The sequence below is a fragment of the Azospirillum soli genome (assembly GCF_017876165.1).
GTDB lineage: Bacteria > Pseudomonadota > Alphaproteobacteria > Azospirillales > Azospirillaceae > Azospirillum > Azospirillum soli.
In genome coordinates this window covers 25,541-37,740 of record NZ_JAGINQ010000039.1, presented here as the reverse complement: position 1 = coordinate 37,740, position 12,200 = coordinate 25,541, and the positions used below count along the sequence as shown (strand labels likewise).

General features: G+C 67.1%; 13 protein-coding genes. All 13 read right to left on the bottom strand.

Features of this window, described 5'->3' with window-relative positions; genetic code table 11:
• Window positions 1-156 precede the first annotated feature (156 nt).
• Window positions 157-654: an A24 family peptidase gene (locus tag J2852_RS30115; RefSeq protein ID WP_209882808.1), complete on the bottom strand. Its 498-nt coding sequence runs from the start codon at window positions 652-654 to the stop codon at window positions 157-159.
• A 25-nt stretch (window positions 655-679) separates the two neighbouring features.
• Window positions 680-1,663 carry a type II secretion system F family protein gene (locus J2852_RS30110; RefSeq protein WP_209882806.1) on the bottom strand — a complete coding sequence of 328 codons (984 nt, stop codon included), beginning with the start codon at window positions 1,661-1,663 and terminating at the stop codon, window positions 680-682.
• A 19-nt stretch (window positions 1,664-1,682) separates the two neighbouring features.
• Window positions 1,683-2,651 carry a type II secretion system F family protein gene (locus J2852_RS30105; protein WP_209882804.1) on the bottom strand — a complete coding sequence of 323 codons (969 nt, stop codon included), beginning with the start codon at window positions 2,649-2,651 and terminating at the stop codon, window positions 1,683-1,685.
• Between the two features lie 49 nt (window positions 2,652-2,700).
• Window positions 2,701-4,101, bottom strand: a complete 1,401-nt coding sequence (locus J2852_RS30100) for a TadA family conjugal transfer-associated ATPase (protein WP_209882802.1) — start codon at window positions 4,099-4,101, stop codon at window positions 2,701-2,703.
• 25 nt (window positions 4,102-4,126) lie between these two features.
• Window positions 4,127-5,350 carry a CpaE/TadZ family protein gene (locus J2852_RS30095; protein ID WP_209882800.1) on the bottom strand — a complete coding sequence of 408 codons (1,224 nt, stop codon included), beginning with the start codon at window positions 5,348-5,350 and terminating at the stop codon, window positions 4,127-4,129.
• Window positions 5,351-5,374: 24 nt separating this feature from the next.
• Window positions 5,375-5,929, bottom strand: a complete 555-nt coding sequence (locus tag J2852_RS30090) for a TadE/TadG family type IV pilus assembly protein (RefSeq protein WP_209882799.1) — start codon at window positions 5,927-5,929, stop codon at window positions 5,375-5,377.
• An 11-nt stretch (window positions 5,930-5,940) separates the two neighbouring features.
• Window positions 5,941-6,429 carry a TadE/TadG family type IV pilus assembly protein gene (locus J2852_RS30085; RefSeq protein ID WP_209882797.1) on the bottom strand — a complete coding sequence of 163 codons (489 nt, stop codon included), beginning with the start codon at window positions 6,427-6,429 and terminating at the stop codon, window positions 5,941-5,943.
• Between the two features lie 4 nt (window positions 6,430-6,433).
• A complete protein-coding gene (locus J2852_RS30080; RefSeq protein ID WP_209882795.1) occupies window positions 6,434-7,933 on the bottom strand; it encodes a pilus assembly protein TadG-related protein in 1,500 nt (499 codons plus the stop codon).
• Between the two features lie 51 nt (window positions 7,934-7,984).
• Window positions 7,985-8,965, bottom strand: coding sequence for a Flp pilus assembly protein CpaB (gene cpaB / locus J2852_RS30075; RefSeq protein ID WP_209882793.1), 981 nt, complete (start codon window positions 8,963-8,965; stop codon window positions 7,985-7,987).
• Window positions 8,966-9,051: 86 nt separating this feature from the next.
• Complete coding sequence (locus J2852_RS30070; RefSeq protein ID WP_209882791.1) at window positions 9,052-9,252, bottom strand: Flp family type IVb pilin; 201 nt, start codon at window positions 9,250-9,252, stop codon at window positions 9,052-9,054.
• Window positions 9,253-9,656: 404 nt separating this feature from the next.
• Entirely contained in the window at window positions 9,657-9,917 is a 261-nt protein-coding gene (locus J2852_RS30065) for a hypothetical protein (RefSeq protein ID WP_209882789.1), read from the bottom strand.
• Between the two features lie 9 nt (window positions 9,918-9,926).
• Window positions 9,927-11,243 carry a type II and III secretion system protein family protein gene (locus tag J2852_RS30060; RefSeq protein ID WP_209882787.1) on the bottom strand — a complete coding sequence of 439 codons (1,317 nt, stop codon included), beginning with the start codon at window positions 11,241-11,243 and terminating at the stop codon, window positions 9,927-9,929.
• A gap of 307 nt (window positions 11,244-11,550) precedes the next feature.
• Window positions 11,551-12,192: a hypothetical protein gene (locus tag J2852_RS30055; RefSeq protein ID WP_209882785.1), complete on the bottom strand. Its 642-nt coding sequence runs from the start codon at window positions 12,190-12,192 to the stop codon at window positions 11,551-11,553.
• Window positions 12,193-12,200 lie beyond the last annotated feature (8 nt).

Sequence of the window (12,200 nt, the reverse complement as noted above, 5' to 3'; positions counted from 1 at the left end):
GGCTGGCCCATGGACGCAGACCCTTCGACGGTGTCTCACTCCAACAGCACGGGCCAGCCAAAATGCCGTCTACACCCAAAAACAATCCGCTTTAGGCGTACTTAATATGACGATGCCGTCATCCGGCCGGCAAGTTGACCGCACCCGAACATGGTCTCAGACCAGCCAGGGCAGATAGAGCAGCGTTCCCGCCGTGATGGCAATGCCATAGGGCACGGGCGCGCTGTCGCGGAGGACATGGGGCAACGCCTCCATTCCAACGCGTCCCGCCGGTGTGGCCCAACGCAACATCGGGCGTAGGAGCTTGCGGACCACGGTCAACCCCACCGCCAGCCCCGCGCCTATGGAGCTCACCGCAAAAATCTGCGGCAACACCAGGGCGGGCGGAATCCACAGCGTGGCGGTCGCGAGCAGCTTTACGTCGCCACCCCCGATCAGCCCCCGCGCGAACATTAAGGCCGTAACAGCGAAGGTGATGCCAGCGGGCAGCAGGTGCCGAACCTCTTCCGCCGCATCCGGCAGGACCGCCGCGCGCAGCGCGAACAGGCCGACCAGAGCAAGGCTGATTGCGTTCGGGATTCGGAAGCGGGCGGCGTCCCACCCGGCGGCGAGAACCAGCAGGGCACCGGCGCAGGCGACAAAGGGATCGATCATGATCTGAGTTTCTCTCCAATGTTCATCAATGGCCGGAGCCCTGGAGGGCCGGGACGAGGACGCGCAGGACGCGGATGACCGTCGGGGTGGTGATGACGATCAGGAAGGACGGCATGATGAAGGCGGCCAGCGGCAGCACCATGTGCACCGGCAGCTTGTTGGCGTGCTCCTCGGCGCGCAGCATGCGGTTGCGCCGCATTTCCGAGGCGTAGACCCGCAGCGTCTGCGCGATGCTGACGCCCATGCTGTCGGACTGGATCAGCAGGGTGGTTAGCGCGCTGACCTCATCGATGCCGATGCGCACGCCGAGATTCCGCAGGGCCGTGTCGCGGCCGATGCCCGCCTGCATCTCCAGGCCGAGGATCATGAAATGCTCGCTCAGCAGGGGATAGGCCTGCTGCAGCTCGGTCGCCACGCGGGAAATGGCGGCATTCAGGCCGAGACCGGCCTCCACACAGACCAGCAGCATGTCCAGCGTATCCGGAAAGGCTTCGCGCACGGACTGCTGACGCTGCTTGATGCGCCGGGACACGAACATCGCCGGCCCGAAGAAGCCGAGGGCGACCGCCCCCGCACCCACGGCGTACATCTTCTGCACGGTCATGCTGCCGGTGAGCATCGGCAGGGCAAACAGCCCGACGACCGGCAGGACGAGCGCCAGGACGCAGCGGATCGCGAAGAAGATGGCCAGCGCCTGCGGGTGATAGAAGCCCGCCTGCACGAGGCGCGTCTGCGCGTGCGTTCGCTTCCGCCCGTCGGTAGGCACGACCGCGCGTTCCAGCCGGCGCACGAGATCGCGCGCGCCGTCGCTGCCGAACCCGTTGCGCAGCGAGGCGGCGGATCGGTCCTTGCCCGCCAGGGTGCGCAGGCGCCCGCCCCCGGTTCCGGTGCCCATCAGGGCAGAGGCGCCGGCCAACACCGCCAGTACGGCGGACACGAAGACGATGGCCAGGATGAGCGACCGTTCGTCGACGAAGACGTAGCGGAATTCGTTCAGGACATCGAGCATGGCTGCCTCGCCTCCACGGTCAGAACCGGAAATTCACGAGCCGGTGAATGATGAAGTGCCCCATCACCATCAGCACGCCGGCAAAGCCCAAGGCCGGCAAGAAGAGGGGGTCGGTCAGCACGTCGCCGAAATAGCCCTTGTTGATCGTGTTGATCAGCAGGGCGGCGGCAAAGGGCATTAGACCGATGATGAAGCCGGCCGAACGGCCCTGCGAGGTCAGCGCCTTGATCTTCGCCTTCATGGTAAAGCGGTCGCGGATGACGGCCGCGAGGTTGCTGAGCGCCTCGCCCAGGTTGCCACCCGTGCTGTGCTGGATCTGCACGGTGACGATGAAATACCGCAGATCCGGATGCGGCACGCGCGCCGCCAGATTGAGCAACGCGGAGTGCAGGTCGAGACCGTAGGTCATTTCGTCCACAACGATGCCGAACTCCGTGCCGATGGGGTCGGACATCTCCGTCGCCACCAGGGCGATGGCCGAGTTGATCGGATGCCCCGCCTTCAGGCCGCGGACCATCATCTCAAGCGCCTCGGGGAACTGCTGGCCGAGCTGCGCGATGCGCCGCTTGCGCCGCCCCGCCAGGAACAGCAGCGGAACGCTGACACCCGCCGCCAACGCGGCGACTGCGGTCAGCATCGGGTTCAACCCCACGGCGAACCGGAAGACGACCAGAGCCACTGCGACCAGGACGAGGCACAGAAGCGCGAAGCGGCCCACGGTGACCACCATCCCCGCCTCGCGGATCATCCGCTCCACGAAGGGAAGGACGCGGGCGATGGCGGCGGAGGCGCGATCCATCTCGCCCCGGCGCAGCCGGTTCAGCATGGCGTTGCCGCCGGCCCCCGACGCGATCAGGCGCATGCGGCGGTTCCGCCCGCCATTCTCCCCCTGCGTCCGGTCCAACACCAGATGGTACAGCCCCTCGACCAGGAGCAGCCCCGAAACGAAGAGCAGGATATAGGCGAAGTCGATGTCGCTGAAGCTCATGGGTCCCCTCCTCGGTCGCCTGCGGCGGCGGCCGTCACGCCAGCTGGTGTCACGCCAGCCGGTGGTTCGCGGCGAACAGGCGGCTCGGCAGCTCCAGGCCGGCGGTGGCGGCATGCTCGTAGAAGCGGGGGCGCACGCCGGTGGCGACATGTTCGCCCCGCACCGTGCCGTCCTCGTCCACGCCGTGCTGGTCGAAGCGGAAGATCTCCTGCATGGTGATGATCTCGCCTTCCATGCCGGTGATCTCGCTAAGGCTGACGAGGCGGCGGCGTCCGTCCGAGAAGCGGCGGATCTGCAGGATCACGTTGATGGCCGAGGCGATCTGCGCGCGCATGGAGCGCGGCGGCAGGTTCATGCCGGTCATGCCGATCAGCTGCTCCAGGCGGCCCAGCGCGTCGCGCGGGGTGTTGGCGTGGATGGTGGTCATCGAGCCGTCGTGGCCGGTGTTCATGGCCTGGAGCATGTCGAAGGCCTCGCCCGAACGGCACTCGCCCAGGATGATGCGGTCGGGCCGCATGCGGAGTGCGTTCTTGACCAGCTCCCGCTGGGCGATCTCGCCCCGGCCCTCGATGTTCGCCGGGCGGGTCTCCAGACGCACCACATGGATCTGCTGGAGTTGAAGCTCGGCCGCATCCTCGATGGTGACGATGCGCTCGCGCTCGCCGATGAAGCTGGACAGGGCGTTCAGCATCGTCGTCTTGCCGGTGCCGGTGCCACCGGAGATCAGCACGTTCAGCCGCGACCGCACCACGGCCTTGAGCACCTGGGCGATCTCCGGCGTGATGGCGCCGACGCCGATCAGCCGGTCGATGTTCAGCGGGGTCTTGGAGAACTTGCGGATCGACACGACGGAGCCGTCCACCGCCACCGGCGGAACCACCGCGTTCACGCGCGAGCCGTCGGGCAGCCGGGCGTCCACCATCGGCTGGGACTCGTCCACGCGGCGCCCGACCCCGGCGACAATGCGGTCGATGATGCGGCGCAGGTGGCGTTCGTCGCGGAACTTCACGTTGGACAGCTCCAGCGTCCCGCGCCGCTCGACGAAGACCTGGGCGAACGTGTTGACCAGGATGTCGGACACCGTGGCGTCCTTCAGCAGCGGCTCCAGCGGCCCCAGCCCCAGCAGTTCGTCGATGATGTCGCGGGTCAGGCGGCTGCGCTCGCCGGCGTTCAGCGCGATCTGCTCTTCCGCCAGAAGCTCGCCCAACAGCTCGTTCACCTCGCGGGCGATGTCGTCGCGCTCCATCTTTTCAAGCGCGCCGAGGTTGATGATGTCGATCAGCTTACGGTGCAGGCTGACCTTCAGGTCGATGTAGCGCTCGCTGTCCTCGAAGCTGACCGGTTTGAGGACGGCGACCGGCTCGGCGGCGGCCGGAGCCGGCCGGACCTCCGGCGCGGGGACGCGTTCGACGGCTGCGGCGGACGCGCCGCCGCGAAAACGACCGAACATGGCGGATTCCTTTCCTTTCGGGACGTCAGCGGGCCGCGGCGAGCGGCGTGAGGGAGAACAGCCGGCGCAGGGCGGAGCGCGGCGCCTCGACCTCCCTGGCGGCGGGGAACAGGGTCGAGAGGATCAGCCCGGCGAAGGCGCGCGTGTCCTTCGCGATGACGCTGCCGGCGGCCACCTCGCGCAGGGGCTTGCCGGCCTCACGGGCCGCCGCCGCCGCCTTGGCATCGAAGCGGATGCAGGCCTGGATCGGCTCGCCCAACGCCGCCTGCGCATCCTTGAGCGCCTGGCGCGCGGCGGAGCCCTGCTCCACCTGGCTGGCGACGATCAGGCGCGGCACATCGTCCAACTCCTCCTCCGCGATCAGTTTCAGGTGGCCCTGGGTGCGCAGCACGCCGGTCACGTCCGGGCGCATCACCAGGGCGACCAGCTCCGACCCGGCCAGCACCGGGGAGGTCCAGGAGGTCCAGGCGTGCGGCATGTCCACGACGACGAAATCGTACTGCTCGCGCAGCAGGGCCAGGATGCGCGACGCCATGTCCGCGGTCAGCGTGTCATGCGGCACGATCTCCGGCGGGGCGGCCAGCACGTCGAGGCCCGACGCGTGGTGCGCCACGGCGGATGACAGAAAGGCGGCATCCAGCCGCGCGGGCGCCTCAAGGATCTGCATCAGCCCGGCGGTGCCGCCGAGATCCAGCGACAGGGCCGCATTGCCGAATTGCAGGTCGAAGTCGGCGAGGCAGACGCGCGCCTTGTGGTTGCGGTCCCGGTTGACCAGCTCCAGCGCCGTCTGCACGGCCAGCGTGGTGGCGCCGACACCACCGCAGCTGCGCAGGACGGTGACGACCCGCCCGTCCTGCCGGCCACGCTGCGCCAGCAGCGTGCGGGCGTGCTCCAGCGCGTGGCCGAGGTCGCCGGCCGACACCGGGCGCGGCAGCACGTCCAGCGCGCCCGCCCGCATCAGCGCCCGCACGGACTGCACGGTAGCGTCGCGGGCGATGGCGATCACCGGCCGTCCATTGGCCGCGTCGCGAACGAAACGCGCCAGCGCATCGACGGCGCCCGGCTCGCCGGGGTCCAGTTCGATCAGGATTGCCTCGGCCCCGGCCGGAGCGTCGAACCGGACGGGCGTGGAGCTGGCGATCATCCTCAGGTCGAGCCGTCCGGCGTTTGCGGCGTCGAACGCGGAGCGCAGCTCGTCGGCACAGTCGGAGGACCGCAGAAGGGCAAAGCTGTTGATGCGGCGGCTCATGGTCGTTCCAGTTCTGCTGAGGGATCAGGACGAGAGGTCTTCACCGGTCAGGGTCGCCCGGAAGTCCGGCATCGTGATCGGACCGAACCCGAAAAGACCGTTGAGGACGACGAAGTCGAAGGTCAGGCCGTTCAGCGAGACCGTGACGTTCGGAACCGGGGACCCTCGGCCGACGAAGCCGAGGCCGGTGCCGAAGTACTGGACGGTGACGTTGCCCGGCGCGATGCGCGGATAGATCGTCCGCATCTGCTGAACGATGGCGTTGAAAGCGGTGGCGTCGCAGCCGCTGGACCCCGACGTGCAGGTCCGCTGCCAGCCGACCGATCCGGCAATCTGGCGGCAGGGCGTGCCGGCCGTGGCGGTGGTCGCCACCCCGCATTCCGGGATCCCGGTGGCGACGATGTTGGACGTGACCGCGAAGCGCGCGCCCATCTCCGTCGCCTTCTCCGCGATCAGCCACTGGTAGGACAGGTTGCCGAACTCCAGAATCGCGAAGGTCAGCACCAGGAGCAGCGGAAACACGAGGGCCATTTCGACCATGGTGGTGCCGCGCTCGTCGCGGCGAAGTCTTCGGAGCATGGGCCTTCTCCTCACTCGCCGATGTGCATTTCCCGGTGCGACGCCCGGAGCTGGAAGGAGGGGAGATTGATGAGGTTGAGGAAACCGAGGCTCTGGTAGTTTACCGCCCCCGTGACGGCCATCACCTGCACCTCCCGCCCCATGATCGTCTGGCAGGTCGGCGGGGCGATCGTGAAAGCGCCGGTGGTCCAATAGCTGACCAGAGGCGTCGTCCCGTTCATCCGTCCGGTCAGGGCCAGCGTCTTCGCCGTGGCGCTCGCGGTTGCCCAGTTGGCGTCGACGGTCGCCGGGCAGCCGAGCGGGACGCGGGCCAGATAGCGGGCGGCGTCTCGGACGCTCTTGGACAGGACGTGATGGTGGTGCAGCGCCCGGCCCATCTCGATCAGGCCGAAGGTCAGCGTCATCACCAGCGGCAGCACGAGGGCGGCTTCCACCATGGCCGAGCCCCGGCGGTCCTTCAGCAGGCGCATCAGCCTCGTGGAGAATGGGCGTCGCGGCATCGGATCACCGGTAGAGCTGGACGATCTCGTGAAGCACGCCGTTGTCGGCGCCCACCTTCACGACGTCGATGAACTCCACGACCATCTCGTCGGCGCCGCCCTGGTTCACGACGGGCTCGGTCAGGAAGGCCTTGCCGAAGGCCGCCACCGGCACGTTGTCGCGGTTGCCGTTCAGGGCGTACTGCGAGCAGTTGACGATCGCGAAGTAGATGACCCGGCGGTCCGGATCGGTGGGAGACAGGCTGGCGGCGTCGGCGTGGCAAGCCGCCCTGCCGTTCTCGCCACCCGAGGCGCTGTTGTTCGGGATCAGGTTGTTGTCGATCTCGTAGCGGTACATCTCAAACCGGGTCATCTGCGACGGGTTGCTGCAGGCGGCCGGCCGGGGATGGGTCGGGTGGTTGACGGTCCAGTAGTTCAGGCAGTTCCACTGGCCGTTGCCGAAGCGGTTCGTGATCGACAGGTCCGAATCCCGCGGCAGTCCCATGGCGGTGGGCGGCGCCGATTGCACGATGTTGCAGGCGTTGCCGCCGTTGCGGATGTAGCCCTTGGTCACATTCAGGGCCGGCCGGTAGTTCGGATTGGTGCGGGCGTTGCCGTTGAAATACGGCGACTCGTACATGTCGAAGCGCGTGTTGATGGCCGTACGCACGGAACTGGTCGCACCGGGACGCAGATCGACGCCATTGGCCTTGAAACAGGTGTCCGGGGTCACGGAGGCAAGGAAGTCGGCCACTGCACTGGCGCCCTGCCCGTTGGGCGCATCCAGCAGGCCGAAGTTGCCCGGCGTCCAGGAGGCACCCGCCCCCGACGCCCGGAGCAAAGCCTCCCGGCCGCGCCAATGGGAGGCGTTGAAAATGGGGTTGCTTGAGGTTCCGTTGTCGTTCGGGTTGCAGATCCAGACCGGCGGCATGCGGCACACCACCTGGGTGAAGCCGGCAATCGCGACTGCGCTTGTCTGGCTGGTTTGCGCGCCGCCCAGCACCGGACCGAAGAAATTGTTGGTGGACAACGTCTCCGTGGTGACCTCGACGAAGTGGGCCTGCCAGGGATCGGACGTCTCGTAGGCCGAGCCGATGGGGGTCGTCGCACTTCCGCCGTTCTGTTCCGGCAGGCCGGTCAGCAGCCGGACGCGCGAGATGGCGACCGTCCCCCCGGTGCTGCTCTGCGATCCGTCGCCGGCGTTGGCCGTGGCGAAGGTCTGACGGTTCACCGCCACCTGCGAGGCCGCCTGCTGCACGGCGGCTCTGATGCTCGCCGCGTCCTGGCCGGGGGTGCGGACCGCCGAGGCGAGAATGGCGGCGGCGCTGAGGGCGGCGGCGTCCGCGGCCGACTTGGCCTCCGTGTTGGTGGTCACCATCCGGCCGACGTCAACGGACAGGCTGACCGCACCGACCAGGACGGCGGCCAGAACCGCGAAATAGGGAAGGACGCTTCCCTCCTCGTCGCGGACCAGCTGGTCAAGCGGCGTTTGGGCGCGCTCAAGGGCTCGTCTCTTGGGTTTCATGGGATCGCTCCTGTCCTGGCGGAGGTTGCCTGGGCGGGGCAGCCACGGCGTTTACGGGGCGCGCGTCTCGGCCTTCGGGTCCGCCATGGCGACCGGCGTGTCGCCGTTGCCGCCACCCGCGATCTGCTCGCGGCGAGGGGCTTCCGGCTTGCGCGGAGCGGCCTGGGCCGGGCGGCTGTCAAAGGGCACGTCCTGGAACGACTCCTCCAAGGCGCGGACGATGCGGACGTTGGCGTTGTGTCTTTCCGCCACCATCGGCTGCGGAGCCGTCCCGACCGGGGTTGGAGACGTGCGGCCCACCAGATTGCTGATCCGGATGGTATCGACCTGCGCCACCGCGACGCCGCCCGTCTGCCGGAGCGTCAGCCCGAGGCTGCCCACCTGCCCGGCCAGCGCCAGGCGTTGCGCGTCCTCCGGCGAGACTTCCAGCGTCACCGCCTTGGCCGGAACCGGCTTGTCCTTGTTGCCGTCGGCGATCTGATCGACCGCCAAAACCTTGACCCCTTGCAGAAGCGTGTCGGTGATGGGGGAGGACTGGCTCCCCTGCTCCATATGTTCCGGGCGCGTGAACACCACATCGACCAGATCGCCCGGCAGAACGAAGCCGGCTACGCCCTGCACGTCGTTGACGCGAATGGTCGCCGCCCGCATGTTCTCGCCGATGATGGCCGACAGCGTCGCTCGGCCGCCGTAGCCCGAAACGCGGCTTTTCAGGAGCACTTCGTTCGGCCCCATGTCGCGCAGGGCAACGCGGCGTTCCCCGGCGAGAAGCTCCTCCGTCGACTTGAACGAGCCCTCCGGAGCCGCATCGGCCGGCCAGGTGATTTCACGGAGATTTTCCCGGTTCAGCTCATCACCGAACTTCAGGGGCATCTTCGCGACGACGACCGTGGTGGTGGCAAGCGGCGGCATGGCCGGAACCGCGACGACCTGCGTCGGCACCTGCCGCGCAATCCACCCCCGCGCAAGGTAAACCGCGGTCCCGCCCGTCACGCAGGCGAGAGCGAGCATGAACAGCGCCCGCCGTTTCATGGTGCCTCCGGATTTTTGAAGAGAAAGGGAAGAGAGGCAGAGGCGGCGGCAATGAAAGCCGCCGCCATGCTGCTGGGACCGAACGGTCAGTTCGTCCGGGCCGTGGTGAAGGCAGTGTGGACGTTGGTCAGGGAAGTGCTCACGTCGCCGCCGATCAGATCGACCGTAGCGACCACAAGAGCCGTAATCAGACCAATCCACACGGCCGTTTCGACAAGCTGAGTGCCGCGCTCGTCATGAGAAAAGCGAACAAAAGCATTGTAGGCCTTGATGAAGACGTTGTTCATGACTTCTATCTCCTGTGTACCAATGGTTTTTTTTGAGTGTTCCCGGCGCTTCATCGCCCCGGTGAACAAACTTTATTTCGGATTTGTTTTGCGATCGACGTCCCGAAAGACGTGTTCCCGGTTTCATTCGATTGATTCTTCCGGTGCTGCGCCGCACCGAAAACGCCTCCCCAAGCGAGGGCGCGTTTGTTCCTTCAGGATCGAATTAATTGCCGGCCTTAACCCGATCGACGGGACATGACCGTCCCCACGCAACGGCACGCCATAAGGACCACGAAGAAAGATCAAGCAGTACTATAAGCCTTACGGTGAATACCGTCTTTTTGCTCGGGCTGTGCACAAACAAAAGCCCGCCTCCCCTTTCCGGGGCGACGGGCTTTCCTCCAACATGTCGGGAATCTGAGCTATTTTTGCTTTGAACCGGCTTGCTCGACGCGCAGCGGCTTCACCTGTCCGGTCATGTACCGTTCGATGGCCAGGCCCGTCCGCTGGGCTGGAACCTCGATCGGCGTGCCGGCCTGGGGCGACGGAGGCAAGGGGATGATGTGAGCGGCCATGTTGTTGCGGACGGCGTCGCCGAGACCGGGCGTTCCGGTGATCGGCACCTCCGACGCGCAGCCGGCCAGAAGAAAAAGCGTCACGGGCACAATCAGCAGGCTTTTCATCGCATCACCTCACCGCAGGACGTAACCGACATCGCCGGCAAGACCGGCCCCGGCGGGCATGGCCTTGGGCGCGGCCTCGGCGGTACCCGTGCCGGGACGGGCGCCCTCGATCCGGCCCCGCAGGAACAGGTCGATCTCGCGCGGCGGAGTGAAGTTGTCCGTCGGCAGGCGAAGCTGCCCGGCCAGCGCAGGCCGCACCATGTAGGGGGTCACGATGATGACCAGCTCGGTTTCCTGCTGCTGGAAGGAACTGCTGCGCAGCAGGGCGCCGAGGATCGGGATGTCGCCCAGGCCGGGAAACTGGTTCACCCCGTCGGCGAAGTTGCTCTGGATCAGGCCGGCGATCGCGAAGCTTTCGCCGTGCCGCAAATCGACGGTCGTGTGCGCCCGCCGGGTGGTCAGGCCGGGAACCACGGTGCCGGACAGCACGACGGCGTTGGTGCGGTCGACCGCGCTGACCTCCGGCTCCACCAGCAGGTTGATCGCCCCGTTGCCGAGCACCGTCGGGGTGAAGGCTAGCTTCACGCCGAACTGCTTGAACTCGATGGTGACGATGCTGCGGTTGCCCTCGTAAGTCTGCCCCACGGGAATGGGAAACTCGCCGCCGGCCAGGAAGCTCGCCGTCTCGCCGGACATGGCGATCAGGTTCGGCTCGGCCAGCGTCTTGACGATGCCCTTTTCCTCCAAGGCGTCGAGCAGCACGTCGATGCTGACGTTGCCCCAGTTCAGCACCCCTTCGACCAGCGCGAAGGGCGTCATGTCGGGGACCTTGCCCGACACCATGGCCAGCGTGTCGTTGCCCTTGCCCACCAGGATGTTCGTGTTCAGCCCCAGCTGCTTGGCGACGTTGCGCTTCACCTCGGCGAAGCGGACCGCCAGCATAACCTGCTGCCCGCCGGCCATCGCCAGCATGTTGGTGACCTTGCCCGGCGCGAAGTTTTCCGCGACCGCGACGGCCCTCTTCATCAGGTCGCCGCTGGACACGCTTCCGCTCAGCACGACCGCGTCGTTCGCGCCGCGCACCTCGACACGCTCGTTCGGCATCAGCTCATGCAGGCGCTGCCGCAGGGTCGGCAGGTCGGGGGTGACCGTGACGTCCATCAGCGCGATCAGCGACCGGTTCGCGCCGTACAGCACGATGTTGGTCGAACCGAGGCTCTTGCCGAGGACATAGATGGACCGGTCCGACAGCGCCATCACGTCCGCCACCTGCGGGTTGCCGACCAGGACATCCGTCACCGGCCGGTCGATTTTGATGACACGGGACTTGTTGAGTGGAAGCTGCACCTCTCCGGCCAGCTGCGGGTTGGCGGTTTCTACGCGCACGGCGGGCTGGGCTGCGGCGGTTCCCTGAAATCCGCCCGGCAGCATAAGAATGGCCCCAAATATCGCGCCAAGAATCGCGGAGACAATTTTCACGATCATCCCCCTTACGTCACATCTCGTTAAGAAGGTTCGCGCGCATACGAAGGAGGCATTGCACCCGGCACGACGATCCCTATTTCTCACCGAAACTGTGACGAAGCAGTCCGCAAGGAAACAGCTAGACAAAGGTGATTGCGGACTGTGCCCGTTTCCTTCGGCCGCGCGGACGAGGTCGAAACCAAACGGATTATGGTCTATATCCGAGGCATCACTCGGGGGAACAGACCTTCACCGAAAGACAGTGAAAGCCGGGATGCGGCTGGCCGCTTCCGACAAAGCTGCCGATGCGCAGCCGCGCCGTTTGTGTGTTGTTCACCGCGTCGGCGCCCACATGTATCCAGCGCCCGCCCGACCCCACCGGCTGCTCCCGATGGCGCAAGGCCGCCCCCGCCCCGCCCACCGGAACGAGGATGCGGACGGCGGCAGTCTCCTGCGGGACAGGCTCTTGCGGAATCGCCCGCGCCATCTCGGGTGCCGCATCCTCCGGCAACCCGGCCGCCAGACGCAGGACGCCCATCGCCACGCCGACGTTCAGCGTCACCGCATAGCGGTCCGGAGCGATGGTTTCGTCGATGACATCGATGTGGCGGACGGCCTTCCCGACCAGCCGTTCGGACAGGAACGGCGGCGCGCGGTCCGGGTGGCGGGCCTGCCACGCGGCGGTCACGGCTTGGCGGGCCGCTTTCGTAAACAGGTCGTCGCGTGTCGCGGGATGGAGAGGTCCGGGTGCCTCAAGATGCAGGTCGCGCACCTCCGCCACCTCGGCCGCCGCCTCAACACACGAAACGGACGCGCCGAACAGCACGGCACACGTTGCCAGACAGCCGCCCCACAGCCTCGGCCCGCCCATTCGTGCAT